The following is a 15,090-nucleotide window of genomic DNA, read 5'->3' as shown; positions in this document are numbered from 1 at the left end:
AGCTATTGTTATTTTAGAGATTTAGAAGGAAGTAAGACATGGCCTTAGAAGTAATTATGCCAAAAGCCGGCGTGGATATGACAGAAGGACAAATCGTCCAATGGAATAAAAAAGTCGGAGAATTTGTAAAAGAAGGAGAAATCCTTTTGGAAATCATGACTGACAAAGTCAGCATGGAATTGGAAGCCGAAGAAGATGGATACTTGATTGCCATCCTTAAAGGAGATGGTGAAACTGTTCCAGTAACTGAAGTTATCGGTTACCTTGGAGAAGAAGGGGAAAACATCCCAACTGCTGGAGCAGCTGCAACAGAAACAAAACCTGCACCTGCAGCTAGTGCCTCAAATGACGATGGTAAGAGCGATGATGCCTTTGATATCGTTGTGATTGGTGGAGGTCCTGCTGGTTATGTTGCAGCCATTAAAGCTGCCCAACTCGGTGGGAAGGTTGCCCTTGTTGAGAAATCTGAACTCGGTGGAACGTGTTTGAACCGTGGCTGTATCCCAACGAAGACCTACCTTCACAATGCTGAAATCATCGAAAATATCGGTCATGCAGCAAACCGAGGTATTGTCATTGAAAATCCAAACTTCACTGTAGATATGGATAAACTTTTAGAAACTAAATCTAAAGTTGTCAATACCTTGGTTGGTGGCGTTGCGGGTCTTCTTCGCAGCTACGGAGTTACAGTTCATAAGGGTGTTGGTACTATCACTAAAGATAAGAATGTCTTGGTAAATGGTTCAGAATTGCTTGAAACCAAGAAAATTATCCTTGCTGGTGGTTCAAAAGTCAGCAAGATTAACGTCCCTGGTATGGAATCATCACTTGTCATGACCAGTGATGATATTCTTGAAATGAATGAAGTTCCAGAAAGCCTCGTAATCATCGGTGGTGGCGTTGTCGGTATTGAACTCGGTCAGGCCTTCATGACATTTGGGTCAAAAGTAACTGTTATCGAAATGATGGACCGTATCGTTCCAGCTATGGATGCGGAAGTTTCTAAGAATCTTCGTTTGATCCTTGAGCGCAAAGGTATGACCATCTTAACCGACACTAAACTCCAAGAAATCATCGAAGAAAATGGTCAACTTCGTATCAAGGTTGAAGGAAAAGACGATATTATCGCAAGCAAGGCTCTCCTTTCAATCGGTCGTGTACCAGATCTTGAAGGAATTGGCGATGTTGAGTTTGAATTGGATCGTGGACGTATCAAGGTCAATGAATACATGGAAACTTCTGTTCCAGGTATTTACGCACCAGGTGACATCAACGGTACTAAGATGTTGGCGCACGCAGCCTTCCGCATGGGTGAAGTTGCCGCTGAAAATGCCCTCAAAGGAAATCATGCTGTTGCCAAATTGAACTTGACTCCTGCAGCCATCTACACTCTCCCTGAAGTAGCAGCAGTAGGTTTGACTGAAGAACAAGCCCGTGAGAAATACGATGTTGCAATCGGTAAATTCAACTTTGCTGCTAACGGTCGTGCCATTGCTTCTGATGCAGCTCAAGGTTTCGTAAAAGTCATTGCAGATAAGAAATACGGAGAAATCCTTGGTGTTCACATCATCGGTCCTGCAGCTGCAGAATTGATCAACGAGGCATCAAGTATCATCGAAATGGAAATCACTGTTGAAGAAATGCTGAAGACTATCCACGGACACCCAACCTACTCTGAAGTGATGTACGAAGCATTTGCAGATGTTCTAGGAATGGCCATCCATTCACCTAAGAAAAAATAAAACGAAGATAGACTAGGCTGGAAAGATGTTTTCCAGTCTCTATCGTATAAAGGGATATCATGAAATATATTATCAATCATTCAAACGACACTGCTTTTAATATCGCCTTGGAAGAATATGCCTTTAAACACCTTTTGGATGAGGATCAAATCTTCCTTCTTTGGATTAACAAACCTTCTATCATTGTTGGTCGTCACCAGAATACTATCGAAGAAATCAACCGTGATTATGTTCGCGAAAATGGTATTGAGGTAGTCCGCCGTATCAGTGGTGGTGGAGCTGTTTATCACGATTTAAACAACCTCAACTACACCATCATTTCAAAAGAAGATGAAAACAAGGCCTTCGACTTCAAGAGCTTCTCAACTCCAGTTATCAATACCTTGGCTCAACTTGGTGTTAAAGCCGAATTCACAGGCCGTAATGACCTTGAGATTGATGGCAAGAAATTCTGTGGCAATGCCCAAGCTTATATCAATGGGCGTATCATGCACCACGGTTGCTTGCTCTTTGACGTTGATTTGTCAGTCCTTGCTAACGCCCTCAAGGTTTCAAAAGATAAATTTGAATCAAAAGGTGTGAAATCCGTCCGTGCCCGTGTAACCAATATTGTCAATGAATTACCAGAAAAAATCACAGTTGAAGAATTCCGAGATTTGCTATTGGAATACATGAAAAAAGAGTACCCAGAAATGACAGAATACGTTTTTTCTGAGGAAGAATTGGCGGAAATCAACCGCATCAAGGAGACCAAGTTCGGTACTTGGGACTGGAACTACGGTAAATCACCTGAATTTAACGTCCGTCGTGGAACAAAATTCACTAGTGGTAAGGTTGAAGTTTTTGCCAACGTCATTGAATCAAAAATCCAAGATATCAAGATTTACGGTGACTTCTTTGGTATCGAAGACGTTGCTGCAGTAGAAGATGTCCTCCGTGGAGTGAAATACGAACGCGAAGATGTTCTTAAGGCCTTAGAAACTATTGATATTACACGCTACTTTGCTGGTATCAGCCGTGAAGAAATCGCTGAAGCAGTAGTAGGGTAAGGAAAAAGAATCCATTTATGATGGATTCTTTTATTAGGGTTAAACTTAATAATCATGCTGATTAGATTATAATAGTGATGAAAAATAAAAAGGAGTTATTCATTATGTTAGAAATTCCAGTAGAAAGTCTTAATCTATTTGAACAGTTAAACCGCAATGTTGTTGCTTTTTATAGAAATGAGGAAATTTCTCAAACTGAAAGTTTAAATATAAGCATCACACAAGAACATTATGATATGAAATACAAAGAGCTTCAGCCTTTAGGATACCAGGCTGTTCAAATACCTTTAGGAATGGCTTTAGATAATGTAATCCAGCAAGCATATTTCCAAAATCTTATAATTGGCGGTCTTCTCCCCGATGAAATCAAAGTAAACAAAGAAGACTTAATGCCTTTGAAAGATATTGTTGATAGTTTTTGTATTATGTATGCTGCAGCGAATAATCGACTAGAACATAGTAAGGCTTATGAATTTATGAAAGATAAGACAGTATTCTTTATTGGTAAACTGTTAACTGACGATCTTAAAAATGGTGACGAAATTTCGTATATGGGAATCGAAAGAGAATCAGCTGATGGTACTTCTTATGAAGCAGTAAAATGTTTTCTAACTAAAGAGAGTGCTGAGCAGTACAATGATTCAAAAAAACCAGTAAGCCCAGCAAATCTAGCCTATCTGCAAGCCTTTTGGGGTAAACCAGTAATTATAGAGCCTCACCGTAACTACTGGATTGAGTTTAAATAAATAAAAAACGAAAGATAAAGGAATTGGTCTTTCGTTTTTTAGCAATAGTTGCTTTACATAATTTATAATATGTAACAATCATAAACTATCTAAAGCATTCTTTTGTTCATCATTGACGATATGGGTATAGAGGTCAGTGACTTGTGTACTGGCATGTCCTAGCTGATGGCTGACCAAAACTTGCGATTTAGTAGCATCATAGAGCCTAGTCGCCAGGGTATGGCGTAGTTTGTGTGGAGTTACACGGACTTTGAAGTCCTCAGAGTACTTAGCAACCATCTTTTCAACACTAGAAGCATCAATACGATTGGGAACGCCTCGATATAAGGTCAAAAAGAGAGCTGTATCTGTCTTTTCCGTCTTATAACGTTGATTTCGAATGGCTAGATAATTCTCTAGGTAAGGCTTAGCAAAAGCAGCGACATTGACAGAATCACGTTTCCCCCCTTTTCGAGTGACATCGATCACCATCATTTTGAGATTGAGGTCTCTTAGATCTAGATTAACAGCTTCAGATAAGCGGACACCAGACGCTAGGAGAAGGGCAATAATGGCCAAATCACGTTCTTTGTTCTTATTAAATGATGAGAGAGCGCGATTTGAGAGCTGTTGTGGGTACTCCTGATCGATATAAGTCAGAAAACCTTCTGTTTCATCACCTAGAAAGAGTTTTTGCTTGATGTTTTCAGCTCTAGCAGCAAGTGTTTCTTTCTTTTTCTTGGTTGAAACTTTCTTCATTACATTACGATAGAAATAAGGCTCTCCTTGGTCGTTTTCAACTTCCTCGGTCAGATACTTGTAAAGACTAGAAAGTGCTGATAAGGTCCGATTGATGGTCGTCTGAGATACACCTTGCTTGGTTGTATTAGCATTCAGCAATGGACGTTCACGTAGATATAGGATAAAAGCTTCCATATCTTTCTTAGACATATTTTCCAAGACAGATAAAGGAATATCAGACATTTTATCAGCATTTGAAATTCCAGACTCTAAAACCCAGCTGAAAAATCGATCGTATTCCTTGAGATATTCGTACAAGGTTGTAAAACTGTAGGGCACAGCAAGCTTGGATTGGTAGTATTCCAGAACATACCAGGGCATGATTTGTTTTAGTTTGTCGATTCGTTCCAGTAAAATCTCACGTTTCATGTATTTTCTCCATAATTAAGTCTACTAGTAGTATAGCATAGACTAATATATTTTTCAAGAAAATTATAGTTTTTCGGAAAAATGATATAAGAAACTTAAAACTAAAGTCTAACTTTCCCCCAGTTATCCTGAACCCTTTATTAAATTTCATCATACTTGAGCAACATATTCGGAATCTTTTCTTCAAGACTCTTGCGAACTTTACCTTGAATTGCAGTGTCCATTTGGCTGTTTATGCTTGTAATGGTAGATTTGGTTTCTGTAGCAATTTTCTTAGCTGCTTTATTAAAGTTATCTTTCAATTTATTTTTTGCTGTTATCGCTAACTTTGCTTCCGTAATGATTCGGTTTCTTTCCATCATACGATACATTTGTTTCAGTGCATACTGGTATTCTTCATCTGTGTAGTATTCATTCATTGGTGCTTGCATAATCTCTCCTTAATCTGTGAAATTCTTCATCTAAATCATTTCTTTTTTTACGAAACTCGTTATCGTATTTTTCTCTCTCATCTTCGAGTTTAATTCTACGATCTCTGTATACTTGATTCGAAAAGTGTCTCAAATTTTCTATTTCTGTAAAGTAGTCTCCAACATCATCAACACTTGTCTCAAATTTTCTCAAAATATGAGACATTTTATCAACTTCTTCGGAAATTAGTTTTTCTAAGTTTGCATTTCGTTCGTCTAGATCAAGGGCTTTGTTATCGAGTTTCTTCTTTTCTTGATAATATTGGTCTTCTAGTGCAAATAGTTCTCTTTCTTTCTCTCTAATTTCCTCCCATTTTACATCTTTTCTTTCCATTGTCGAAACTCCTTGGCTAATTGCTTATCTGTTGCTACTGTTTTTTCGATAACTTCCTGTAATTGTTTATCCATATTTTCAAATGCTTGGGCGGAAGCATTCATCTTAGTGGCTGTTGGATTTGTCTCTGCCTGAAACGTATCGATAAACTGTGCTTGAGTGATGCCTTGACTAGCAAAAATGGCATCAACCTCATAGGGAGCTAATGCTGTGTAGCTCGTAAAGTCGATTTTTGACCAAATTTCTTGTAATTCTTGATTGGCTTTTTTGGCTAAGGCGCTCACTTCATCAGCTCCAGTTCTTGCTGCTGTAGCCATAGATGACGATAAGATAGAACCCTGAGCTGCATCTAAGTATATTTCCTCAGAGCTACTAATGCCACCTGATGACCATTTTGACTTCAAGTCCTTGTAATGAGCCATTCCTCGGAGACTGTTGGCATACGCTCGATAAACGCCACTGATTAAGGGTTTCCCTCCTTTGCCATCTACAAGTTGACCAGTTACAGGATCAAACTCCCAGTCACCAATTTTGTGACTAGTTCCGTCAAGCCAATATATGGTATCAGGCATTTCTAAGAAAGACTTATTATACCATTCTGGGTGATTGAAATCATTCCAACGTACTACATCATCATGTTTTCTACGGTAATCTATAAACATTGAAGGATTGCTTTCAATAAATGCTTTTTCTTCCAGTGTGAGTGCACCGTATTTAAACCAAGCATTAAAGGTGGTTGTAGGGATATGGTATTTAGCTCCTACCTTCAGCATGTAGGAACCCTGTGAATAACCGGATAGTTGACTGACTTCGTATCGGGGGTCGTCCATAATCTCTTTTACGAATTTGTCAGCAACCTTATATTGTGGAGATAAATAAGTTTGCCTTGCAATTATGGCACTATTGACGTCGCGTGAGCTGAACATAGTTTTATTCACCGGACTATCAGGGTCAGTTCCTGCCGCAATCACAGCTACATTTTTATAATCTGGTTCGCCGTTCACAATAGGTGCAACCGCCAGTCCATCAAATCCCGTTACTGGGTCAGACTTAGTGGCAACAACACGGAATTCTTGACCATCGGAGGTGGTTATGGTGTTGGTTTCATCCGAAGATAACTTATCATTTGTTTTGGCTACAACTTTCTTTTCAACTTCCCTTTCAGCATATTCAGCATTGACACTATATACATTCTTCCCATGGTTTAATTCATTGAGTTGTTTATCTGTATAATTAAATACCATTAATATTCTCCTTCTGAGCCATCTGAATAAATAATTTTTGTGAGTTTACTAGTCTTACCCCAGTGACTATTTAAAAATTCTCGGTCCTCTTTTCTATTCTCTCTCTCTAAAGATACATCAGAAATACGTTTATCTTTTTTTGAATAATTAATTTTATATTTTATGCTTCTCTCATTAAAATATAGTTCAACTACGCAAGTCCAACTTCCTGGAGGATTTGTGTAGTTTGCATTAGAAAATCTAATTTCTTCAATACCCTCATAACTATCTTTTAAAGTTTCAACCAAACTAACTTCATACTCTCTATTTCGACGCTCTTCTTGAGACTTCCTTAACATACTAAACATAAAAACACCTCCTGCTGTAATGAATGCAACTAACAAAACGATTAGTAGCTTTTTATGACTTTTTTTAATTCCAGAATTGTTCATTTAAGCTTTTCTCCTTTTTCTTATTATACTATAAGATTTGTCTATATTACACTATAATAAGAAAAAATTATTTTAAATCTATCAATCATAGTAGGATTTCCTAGATCCGTTCCCGCAGCAATCACAGCTATACTTTTATAACCCGGTTTGCCGTTTACTATAGGAGCCTACCGCCAAACCATCAAAACCTGTTCCTCGGTGAGACTTAGTCGCAACGACACGGAATTCTTGACCATCGGAGGTGGTTATGGTGTTGATTTCGCCTTTTTTTAACTCGTTATCTGATTTAGCAGTAACAATATTTGTTCGGTTTTCTTTACGCTGTACGAACTCAGTATTAACACTGTAAACATTCGGACCTTGATTCAATTCATTAAGTTGTTTGTCTGTATACACGTATTTATTCATCATAGCTCCCCTTCTGAACCATTCGAATATTTAACTTTAACTTTTGACTTAGTAGAACCTCGCCTAGAATTTAAAAAATGTTGAAATTCTTCATCATCCTTATTATATACTCCAATCCTAATTTTATTCGAGTTTATATCAAAAGCTAAAACATGTTCTTTAGATGTTCCATCAAAAAATTTTAGTTTCACATCCGCCCCCCAAGCGTCTGAAGGAATTGAGCTGTACGATGGATTCGTAATCGTTACCTCCTCAATCCCTTCATAGGAATTCTTTAAGGCATTAACCAGACTTACTTCATATTCTCTATTTCGACGCTCTTCTTGAGATTTTCCTAACAAATTAAACATAAAAATACCTCCTGCTGTGATAGTTGCGAGTAGAAAAACTATGAATAATGGTTTATAGCTTTTTCTTAATCTATCTTTACTCATTATCATTTCCTCTTTTTCTCAGCATATTCAGCATTGACACTGTATACATTCTTCCCATGCTTTAATTCATTGAGTTGTTGATCTGTATAAGTGAAAACCACTACTGTACTCCTTTTTCTTTATCCGAATAATATATAGTAACTAAAGATGTTGTTTTCCCTTTATGAGAATTCAATATTTCCCACTGGTCGTTTATTTCTTTATTTGTTTTTCCATTAACAAAACCATTATAATTTTCAACGTCATTTAAAGAGTGGCCTACACGGTATTCTATTTTTACTTTATCTGAAAATAGAATATTTACATCACAAGACCAGTCGCCCGGAGGGGTTGTATATTCTGGATTAGAAATTTTGATCTCTTCTATCCCTTCATAGGAATTCTTTAAGGCGTTTACCAAACTAACTTCATACTCTCTATTTCGACGCTCTTCTTGGGATTTCCCTAACATACTAAACATAAAAACACCTCCTGCTGTGATAGTTGCGAGTAAAAAAACTATGAATAATGGTTTATAGCTTTTTCTTAATCTATTTTTACTCATTGTTATCTCTACTCCTCTCAGCATATTCAGAATTTACACTATAAACATTTTTTCCGTGATTTAATTCATTGAGTTGTTTATCAGTATAAGTGTATACCATTAATATTCTCCTTCTGAACCATCTGAATAAATAATTTTTGTGAGTTTACTAGTCTTACCCAAGTGACTATTTAAAAATTCTCGGCCCTCTTTTCTATTCTCTCTTTCTAAGGATACATCAGAAATATGTTTATCATTTTTTGAATAATTAATTTTATATTTTATGCTTCTCTCATTAAAAAATAGTTCAACTACGCAAGTCCAGCTTCCTGGCGGATTTGTGTAGTTTGCATTAGAAAATCTAATTTCTTCAACACCCTCATAACTATCTTTTAAAGTTTCAACCAAACTAACTTCATACTCTCTATTTCGACGTTCTTCTTGAGACTTCCCTAACTTACTAAACATAAAAACACCTCCTGCTGTTATAATTGCGATTGACAAAACGATTAGTAACCTTTTATAACTTTTTTTAATGCTGGAATTGTTCATTTAAGATTTCCTCCTTTCTCTTGTTATACTATAAGATTAGTCTATTTTACACTATAATAAGAAAAAGTTGATTTACTTCTATAAGGTCTTAGTAGGACTCCCAGGATCCGTTCCCGCAGCAATCACAGCTATACTTTTATAATCAGGTTCGCCGTTGACAATAGGTGCAACTGCCAGTTCATCAAAACCTGTTTCAATGTCAGACTTAGTGGCAACAACACGGAATTCTTGACCATCTGAGGTAGTTATGGTGTTGGTTTTTTCTAAATTATCAGGAGATATATTTTCAATGAGATTTGAATTGACATAAGTCCTACCGTTACGCTTAGCGAATTCAAGATTTACACTATATACAGCATAATCCCGATTCAAATTGTTTAACTGCTCATCTGTATAGGAAAATGTCATCATTGTTCTCCCGTGCTATTATCTGAATATGTAACAATTACTTTTAAGTAGGTCACTCCTTTGTAATTGTTAAGGAATTGCCTTTTCTCATTGGTCAATGATCCTTGATAATTCTTTTTATCATGGAGTCCATGGCCTATCCTATACTTAGTTTTTCTTTCATCATTAAATTTGATTTCTACATCACAAGACCATGAACCTGGAGGGTTTGTGTAGTTTGGATTGGAAATCTTAATCTCCTCAATCCCTTCATAGGAATTTTTTAAAGCGTTGACCAAGCTGACTTCGTACTCTCTATTCCGACGTTCTTCTTGAGACTTCCCTAACATACTAAAGATAAAAACACCTCCTGCTGTGATAGTTGCGAGTAGAAAAACTATGAATAATGGTTTATAGCTTTTTCTTAATCTATCTTTACTCATTATCATTTCCTCTTTTTCTCAGCATATTCAGCATTGACACTGTATACATTCTTCCCGTGATTTAATTCATTGAGTTGTTGATCAGTATAATTAAAATTCATTTACTGTTTCCCTCTTTCTTTGTTAGAGTATGTAACCGTAACTGTATTAGTTGTTATTCCTTTTCTTCGGTTAAGAAAATCTCGCTGTCCATAAGTCATACGACCATTGTAATTTTCTATCTCATCTAGGTTATGTGGAATTCCATAGAATATTTTTTCCCCATCTTCAAACAAAATATCAACCTTACAAGACCAGTCACCAGGAGGGTTCGTATATGTTAGATTGGAAATTTTGATTTCTTCTATCCCTTCATATGAATTCTTTAAGGCACTTACCAAACTAACTTCATACTCTCTATTTCGACGTTCTTCTTGGGATTTTCCTAACATACTAAATATAAAAACACCTCCTGCTGTGATAGTTGCGAGTAGTAAAACTATGAATAATGGTTTATAGCTTTTTCTTAATCTGTCTTTACTCATTATCATTTCCTCTTTTTCTCAGCATATTCAGCATTGACGCTGTATACATTCTTCCCATGCTTTAATTCATCGAGTTGTTTATCAGTATAATTAAATACCATTACTGTTCCCCTGTTTCACCATTTGAATAAATCACTTTTACATTTTTTTCTGTAATTCCACGATGGTTTATCAAATATTGATTATCATCTTTTCGAGAATTATTTTGAAAATCTCTACTTCTTATTTCGTTATTTTGTTTATTAAATGCAATTATATAACTTAGTTGTTTGCTATCAGAAAAAAATATTTTAACTTTTGCGCCCCAAGAATCAGACGGAATTGATGCATATGAAGGGTCGGTTATATGTACCTCCTCAATCCCTTCATAGGAATTCTTTAAGGCGTTTACCAAACTGACTTCATATTCTCTATTTCGACGTTCTTCTTGAGATTTCCCTAACATACTAAATATAGAAACACCTCCTGCTGTAATGGCTACGAGTAACAAAACGATTAGCAGCCTTTTATGAGTTTTTTTTTGTTGGAATTGTTCATTTAAGCTTTTCTCCTTTTTCTACTTGAAAACTCTTCATTTACAGTATAATTAGGAAAATCTTGGGTTAAATTATTCAACTGATTATCAGTATAATTAAATACCATTATTGCTTTCCTGTTTCACCATTTGAATATCGTACTAATATTGTAGATTCTGTTTTACCAATGTGTTTTTGAAGTATCGACCATTGTTGATCAATTTCTTCATTAGTTTTTCCTTTCATAAGACCATCATGGTTTTCTTTATAGGTTAATCTGTGATTAATTCCATAAGTAATAGTTTGACTATCATTGAACTCTACTGAAATATCACAAGACCACGAACCCGGTTTGTCATTATAGTAAGGATCCATAATCTTAATCTCCTTAATCCCTTGGTAGGAAATCTTTAACGCATTAACCAGACTTACTTCATATTCTCTATTTCGATGCTCTTCTTGAGACTTCCCTAACAACCTAAACATAAAAATAGCTCCTGCTGTGATGGCTACGAGTAACAAAACGATTAGTAGTCTTATATATCTTTTTTTATTGCTGGAAATATTCATTTAAGCTTTTCTCCTTTTTCTCCTTGAAGACTTTTCGTTCACACTATAAACAGTATAATCTTGGTTTAAATTATTCATCAGTATAATGGAAATTCATCATAGTTCTCCTTGCTCGCTATCAGAATAAGTAATTCTCACTGACTTTAAAGTTTTCCCTCTATGAGTTTCTAAATACTGCCAATCTTCGTTTGTTTCTTGACGGCCACCATAATTGATTTTATAGTTTAAATGATGATTAATTCCATATGAAAGAGTTCTTTCATCTTTAAATTTAATTTCTACATCACAAGACCACGAACCAGGAGGGCTTGTGTATTCTGGATTAGAAATTTTAATCTCTTCAATCCCTTCATAGGAATTCTTTAAGGCATTCACCAAACTAACTTCATACTCTCTATTCCGATGTTCTTCTTGCGATTTTCCTAACAACCTAAACATAAAAACACCTCCTAATGTGATGAATACGAATAGTAAAACTATGAATAATGGTTTATAGCTTTTTCTTAATCTGTCTTTACTCATTATCATTTCCTCTTTTTCTCAGCAAATTCCGCATTGACACTATATACATTCTTTCCATGCTTTAATTCATTGAGTTGTTTATCAGTATAACTAAATGCCATTATTGCTCTCCTTCGTCATTATTAGAATAAGTTACCCTAATTTTCGAAGCAGTTTTACCCTTGTTTTCATTTAAAAATTGTCGATCTTTTACTCTATTTTCCCATTCCAATGAAGTATCTGTTATTTCTTCAGTGTCTAGAGAATATCCAACACCATACTTAATTTTTACTTCATGTTTAAATTTGATTTCTACATCACAAGACCACGAACCAGGAGGGCTTGTGTATTCTGGATTGGAAATTTTAATCTCTTCAATCCCTTGGTAGGAATTCTTTAAGGCATTAACCAAACTTACTTCATACTCTCTATTCCGATGTTCTTCTTGCGATTTTCCTAACAAACTAAACATAAAAATAGCTCCTGCTGTGATGGTTGCGAGTAACAAAATGATTAGTATTCTTGTATGACTTTTTTTAATTCCAGAATTATTCATTTATGCTTTTCTCCTTTTTCTTATTATACAATATTCTAATCATTCTTTACAAAGTAGGGGGGGAAAAATCATACTATATACTGAAAATCAGATTTCTAATTCTTAAAAAACCAAATCTTTTTTGATTTGGTTTTTTAAGAATTATATTTAATTTTATTTATACCGATTATACTCATCTTTTTTATGTACTACCATGTAGCAGGATACCAAGATGACGAAAATTTTGATTAGGTAGGTTTCGTATCGATCAATATCTATGGTTAGCTGAGACAAGACGTTAATGATCGAATGTGTCATAACGCAAATCCAGAGATTCTTTGTTTTGATATAAAGAGCTGAGAGTATGAAAGAATTCGTCATCAATCCAAATAAAAACGGTAGAGTTTGCAGTGTTGCTAGGGAGCCGTCAATTTAAAAGAACAACAGATGCCAAATTGCCCGGCTGAAAAATGTTAGGATTGTTGAGTGAAAATACGGCAGCTTCTCTTGTAAAATTGGTTGAAAGACATATCGCCATCCAATCTCTTCTATACCACCAAAGAAAAGAAATTTGAAGAACATCAAAAATGGGAGATACCAGCTAAATTCTACTATTTTCCCACCAAACATTAGAAAAGAAAAATCAAGGATAATTAGGGAAAAAGATAATAAATAGTGTTTATAACTGGTATGAATGTTAAAAAAATCGTTAACGATCTTCTTAAAAGGAATATGAAAATAGTGATTTGCAACAATAATTCCCCAAAGAGCTGAAGAAATGCCACCTAGAAAGATTCCTAAAATAGATAATAGATTGGAATGAATAGAAAAAAGATTCAAGAGAAAGAAAAGGAGACAAACTGATATTATTTGGCTAAATGTGCCTAGCAAATATACTGCAATTGCCTTATTTCTTTTCATAGAGAATCCTTTCAATGATATTTTGCGTAAAATAAATTATGTAAACAGAACTTATAACAACAAATCTTTGACTTTTCCAATTTCACTTTTTGGAATCACTAGGTGAATCATATCACCAAGATACATTCTAGTTGAGCCGTTAACTGTTTGGCTTTTGCCATTATGGACTTGGGTTGTGATGAGTACGTTATGTGGCAAGTTGAGTTCATGAACCTGTTTTCCAGCGATTTTATCAGATACGGGGATTTCAATGAGTGTGACTTCTCTTTCATCTGTCGCTTCTTCTGGCAGCATTTTTTCTAGCATGGCCTCATAGACTGGCGCACCTTTAAGTAAATCCATGATGATATAGGCAACTAGGGTTACCAATCCAAGTGGCATGAGGTTTCGAATGTCCCCTACCATCTCAGTAACAAGTATCATAGCGGTTAAGGGAGCCTTGGATATTGCCCCAAAGTAGCCACTCATTCCTAAAATGACAAATATAGGAAACTGCTCCTGACTGACAAGCCCCAGATTGACACAAATGACACCGACTAGGGCACCAAGTAAGGAACCAAGCGCCAGAATGGGAAGGAAAATTCCTCCTGGAAGGCCACTTCCATAACTAATCATGCTCCAAATAAAGCGGATCAAAAAGTAAGCTAATAGAACTTGAAAACTAAAATTTTGCTCAGTTAAGGAAAGAACCAGCTGATTTCCACCACCAAGAATTTGTGGCAAGAAAATCCCGACTGGTATGATAAGGATAAAGGCTAGGATTGGATAATAAGCTCTATCTAAATGGATTTTTTGACTAATCCAGTCATAAATTCGACCAACATTGAGTACAGCTTTCTCATAGAGAAAACCAGAAAACCCGAGAAAAACTCCCATAAGGAGGTATATCCAATACTGGTCTAGGGTCATGAGAGGAATGTTATCTGGCATATCCAGTACAGGTGTTAGCCCAAATATGAGCAGAGAAACAAAGTTTGCTACGAGACTAGCTGCTAGTGTTGAGACCCAGAAAAAGCGTGAAAAATGATGATAGACTTCTTCTACAACAAAGAGGAGGCCTGCAATCGGTGCATTAAAGGCAGCGGCTAAACCTGCAGCAGCTCCACTGGCGATCAGGGAACGTTCCTCTACTGGGCTAGATTTGAGCCACTTGGCTATACCTTTACCACCAACTGCTCCAAGTTGAATACTTGGTCCTTCTCGACCTAGCATAAGGCCACTGGCAATAGCAAGAATCCCTAATACATATTTCTTCCAGAGGACACTCCACCAGTTAAGAGACATGAGTCCTTTTAGTTCGGCTTCGACTTGAGGAATTCCTGAACCCTTGATATCTTTTTCTGACCGAGTTAGTTTCGCGCTAAGCCAGCAAACTATTACATAAAATAGGCCAATGATAAAAAGATTGCGCACTAAGTGCGATTGATCTTGATAGAGTCCTTGTATCAGATGGAAACCCTTTTCGATTAAGAAACGAAAGGATCCGACGATTAGCCCGACGACGAGACCAACAATGATTCCTCGTCCAACTTGGGATAATATGGTGCTTGAGGCAAAGGCAAATTCTTTCTTGGAACTAAGTGTTTCTGACTGTTCCTCCATAATCATTTCC

20 protein-coding genes and 1 pseudogene are annotated in these 15,090 nt (G+C 36.1%); 3 read left to right on the top strand and 18 right to left on the bottom strand.

Annotation, left to right across the window (positions count from 1 at the left end):
* Positions 1 to 38 precede the first annotated feature (38 nt).
* The 3 genes from lpdA (at position 39) to AXF18_RS08130 (ending at position 3,537) form a co-directional block, all read left to right on the top strand.
* Positions 39 to 1,742 (top strand): dihydrolipoyl dehydrogenase, encoded by a 1,704-nt coding sequence (gene lpdA, locus AXF18_RS08140; RefSeq protein ID WP_065371790.1) that lies wholly within the window; start codon positions 39 to 41, stop codon positions 1,740 to 1,742.
* A 59-nt stretch (positions 1,743 to 1,801) separates the two neighbouring features.
* Positions 1,802 to 2,791 carry a lipoate--protein ligase gene (locus tag AXF18_RS08135; RefSeq protein WP_065371789.1) on the top strand — a complete coding sequence of 330 codons (990 nt, stop codon included), beginning with the start codon at positions 1,802 to 1,804 and terminating at the stop codon, positions 2,789 to 2,791.
* A gap of 104 nt (positions 2,792 to 2,895) precedes the next feature.
* On the top strand, positions 2,896 to 3,537 hold the full coding sequence (locus tag AXF18_RS08130; RefSeq protein WP_065371788.1) for a hypothetical protein: 642 nt from the start codon (positions 2,896 to 2,898) through the stop codon (positions 3,535 to 3,537).
* Positions 3,538 to 3,615: 78 nt separating this feature from the next.
* On the opposite strand, the gene xerS is transcribed toward AXF18_RS08130, so the two are convergent.
* The 18 genes and pseudogenes from xerS to AXF18_RS08040 all read right to left on the bottom strand — a co-directional run bounded on the left by xerS (position 3,616) and on the right by AXF18_RS08040 (position 15,080).
* Positions 3,616 to 4,686: a tyrosine recombinase XerS gene (gene xerS / locus AXF18_RS08125; protein WP_065371787.1), complete on the bottom strand. Its 1,071-nt coding sequence runs from the start codon at positions 4,684 to 4,686 to the stop codon at positions 3,616 to 3,618.
* 140 nt (positions 4,687 to 4,826) lie between these two features.
* A complete protein-coding gene (locus tag AXF18_RS08120; RefSeq protein ID WP_001148766.1) occupies positions 4,827 to 5,117 on the bottom strand; it encodes a hypothetical protein in 291 nt (96 codons plus the stop codon).
* Positions 5,098 to 5,490 (bottom strand): hypothetical protein, encoded by a 393-nt coding sequence (locus AXF18_RS08115; RefSeq protein WP_000439963.1) that lies wholly within the window; start codon positions 5,488 to 5,490, stop codon positions 5,098 to 5,100. Before AXF18_RS08115 ends, AXF18_RS08120 begins: the two co-directional genes overlap by 20 nt.
* Complete coding sequence (locus AXF18_RS08110) at positions 5,472 to 6,734, bottom strand: hypothetical protein (RefSeq protein ID WP_000231743.1); 1,263 nt, start codon at positions 6,732 to 6,734, stop codon at positions 5,472 to 5,474. Before AXF18_RS08110 ends, AXF18_RS08115 begins: the two co-directional genes overlap by 19 nt.
* Entirely contained in the window at positions 6,734 to 7,165 is a 432-nt protein-coding gene (locus AXF18_RS08105) for a hypothetical protein (RefSeq protein WP_065371786.1), read from the bottom strand. The genes AXF18_RS08110 and AXF18_RS08105 overlap by 1 nt, the downstream gene beginning before the upstream one ends.
* 135 nt (positions 7,166 to 7,300) lie before the next feature.
* The gene (locus AXF18_RS08100) at positions 7,301 to 7,576 is read right to left on the bottom strand and encodes a hypothetical protein (RefSeq protein WP_225902231.1); all 276 of its coding nucleotides are present in this window, start codon (positions 7,574 to 7,576) and stop codon (positions 7,301 to 7,303) included.
* Positions 7,573 to 8,007, bottom strand: coding sequence for a hypothetical protein (locus AXF18_RS08095; RefSeq protein WP_063641772.1), 435 nt, complete (start codon positions 8,005 to 8,007; stop codon positions 7,573 to 7,575). Before AXF18_RS08095 ends, AXF18_RS08100 begins: the two co-directional genes overlap by 4 nt.
* 100 nt (positions 8,008 to 8,107) lie before the next feature.
* The gene (locus AXF18_RS08090) at positions 8,108 to 8,551 is read right to left on the bottom strand and encodes a hypothetical protein (protein WP_000042183.1); all 444 of its coding nucleotides are present in this window, start codon (positions 8,549 to 8,551) and stop codon (positions 8,108 to 8,110) included.
* A 99-nt stretch (positions 8,552 to 8,650) separates the two neighbouring features.
* Positions 8,651 to 9,082, bottom strand: coding sequence for a hypothetical protein (locus AXF18_RS08085; RefSeq protein WP_065371785.1), 432 nt, complete (start codon positions 9,080 to 9,082; stop codon positions 8,651 to 8,653).
* A gap of 78 nt (positions 9,083 to 9,160) precedes the next feature.
* Complete coding sequence (locus tag AXF18_RS08080; RefSeq protein WP_225893212.1) at positions 9,161 to 9,490, bottom strand: hypothetical protein; 330 nt, start codon at positions 9,488 to 9,490, stop codon at positions 9,161 to 9,163.
* Positions 9,490 to 9,912: a hypothetical protein gene (locus AXF18_RS08075; RefSeq protein WP_049550309.1), complete on the bottom strand. Its 423-nt coding sequence runs from the start codon at positions 9,910 to 9,912 to the stop codon at positions 9,490 to 9,492. Before AXF18_RS08075 ends, AXF18_RS08080 begins: the two co-directional genes overlap by 1 nt.
* Before the next feature lie 101 nt (positions 9,913 to 10,013).
* The gene (locus AXF18_RS08070) at positions 10,014 to 10,436 is read right to left on the bottom strand and encodes a hypothetical protein (RefSeq protein ID WP_002880689.1); all 423 of its coding nucleotides are present in this window, start codon (positions 10,434 to 10,436) and stop codon (positions 10,014 to 10,016) included.
* A gap of 100 nt (positions 10,437 to 10,536) precedes the next feature.
* Positions 10,537 to 10,926: a hypothetical protein gene (locus AXF18_RS08065; protein WP_253678276.1), complete on the bottom strand. Its 390-nt coding sequence runs from the start codon at positions 10,924 to 10,926 to the stop codon at positions 10,537 to 10,539.
* A gap of 151 nt (positions 10,927 to 11,077) precedes the next feature.
* Positions 11,078 to 11,521, bottom strand: a complete 444-nt coding sequence (locus AXF18_RS08060; RefSeq protein ID WP_065371784.1) for a hypothetical protein — start codon at positions 11,519 to 11,521, stop codon at positions 11,078 to 11,080.
* A gap of 96 nt (positions 11,522 to 11,617) precedes the next feature.
* Complete coding sequence (locus AXF18_RS08055; RefSeq protein ID WP_065371783.1) at positions 11,618 to 12,043, bottom strand: hypothetical protein; 426 nt, start codon at positions 12,041 to 12,043, stop codon at positions 11,618 to 11,620.
* Between the two features lie 100 nt (positions 12,044 to 12,143).
* Positions 12,144 to 12,578 carry a hypothetical protein gene (locus AXF18_RS08050; protein ID WP_001065609.1) on the bottom strand — a complete coding sequence of 145 codons (435 nt, stop codon included), beginning with the start codon at positions 12,576 to 12,578 and terminating at the stop codon, positions 12,144 to 12,146.
* Positions 12,579 to 12,731: 153 nt separating this feature from the next.
* A pseudogene (locus tag AXF18_RS08045) lies at positions 12,732 to 13,478 on the bottom strand (CPBP family intramembrane glutamic endopeptidase).
* Between the two features lie 51 nt (positions 13,479 to 13,529).
* Positions 13,530 to 15,080, bottom strand: coding sequence for a ClC family H(+)/Cl(-) exchange transporter (locus tag AXF18_RS08040; RefSeq protein ID WP_049479614.1), 1,551 nt, complete (start codon positions 15,078 to 15,080; stop codon positions 13,530 to 13,532).
* Positions 15,081 to 15,090 lie beyond the last annotated feature (10 nt).

The sequence above is a fragment of the Streptococcus sp. oral taxon 064 genome, from assembly GCF_001683375.1.
GTDB lineage: Bacteria > Bacillota > Bacilli > Lactobacillales > Streptococcaceae > Streptococcus > Streptococcus oralis_S.
Note: the sequence above shows the minus strand (reverse complement) of the source record. Positions and strands in the feature narration are given on the sequence as shown.

Coding starts and splice junctions, on each gene's coding strand:
- AXF18_RS08135 (WP_065371789.1), top strand. CDS start 1,802: ATGAAATATATTATCAATCATTCAAACGACACTGCTTTTAATATCGCC.
- AXF18_RS08070 (WP_002880689.1), bottom strand. CDS start 10,436: ATGAGTAAAGACAGATTAAGAAAAAGCTATAAACCATTATTCATAGTT.
- lpdA (WP_065371790.1), top strand. CDS start 39: ATGGCCTTAGAAGTAATTATGCCAAAAGCCGGCGTGGATATGACAGAA.
- AXF18_RS08120 (WP_001148766.1), bottom strand. CDS start 5,117: ATGCAAGCACCAATGAATGAATACTACACAGATGAAGAATACCAGTAT.
- AXF18_RS08090 (WP_000042183.1), bottom strand. CDS start 8,551: ATGAGTAAAAATAGATTAAGAAAAAGCTATAAACCATTATTCATAGTT.
- AXF18_RS08105 (WP_065371786.1), bottom strand. CDS start 7,165: ATGAACAATTCTGGAATTAAAAAAAGTCATAAAAAGCTACTAATCGTT.
- AXF18_RS08130 (WP_065371788.1), top strand. CDS start 2,896: ATGTTAGAAATTCCAGTAGAAAGTCTTAATCTATTTGAACAGTTAAAC.
- AXF18_RS08115 (WP_000439963.1), bottom strand. CDS start 5,490: ATGGAAAGAAAAGATGTAAAATGGGAGGAAATTAGAGAGAAAGAAAGA.
- AXF18_RS08110 (WP_000231743.1), bottom strand. CDS start 6,734: ATGGTATTTAATTATACAGATAAACAACTCAATGAATTAAACCATGGG.
- AXF18_RS08095 (WP_063641772.1), bottom strand. CDS start 8,007: ATGAGTAAAGATAGATTAAGAAAAAGCTATAAACCATTATTCATAGTT.
- AXF18_RS08100 (WP_225902231.1), bottom strand. CDS start 7,576: ATGATGAATAAATACGTGTATACAGACAAACAACTTAATGAATTGAAT.
- AXF18_RS08055 (WP_065371783.1), bottom strand. CDS start 12,043: ATGAGTAAAGACAGATTAAGAAAAAGCTATAAACCATTATTCATAGTT.
- AXF18_RS08075 (WP_049550309.1), bottom strand. CDS start 9,912: ATGAGTAAAGATAGATTAAGAAAAAGCTATAAACCATTATTCATAGTT.
- AXF18_RS08085 (WP_065371785.1), bottom strand. CDS start 9,082: ATGAACAATTCCAGCATTAAAAAAAGTTATAAAAGGTTACTAATCGTT.
- AXF18_RS08040 (WP_049479614.1), bottom strand. CDS start 15,080: ATGGAGGAACAGTCAGAAACACTTAGTTCCAAGAAAGAATTTGCCTTT.
- AXF18_RS08060 (WP_065371784.1), bottom strand. CDS start 11,521: ATGAATATTTCCAGCAATAAAAAAAGATATATAAGACTACTAATCGTT.
- xerS (WP_065371787.1), bottom strand. CDS start 4,686: ATGAAACGTGAGATTTTACTGGAACGAATCGACAAACTAAAACAAATC.
- AXF18_RS08050 (WP_001065609.1), bottom strand. CDS start 12,578: ATGAATAATTCTGGAATTAAAAAAAGTCATACAAGAATACTAATCATT.
- AXF18_RS08080 (WP_225893212.1), bottom strand. CDS start 9,490: ATGACATTTTCCTATACAGATGAGCAGTTAAACAATTTGAATCGGGAT.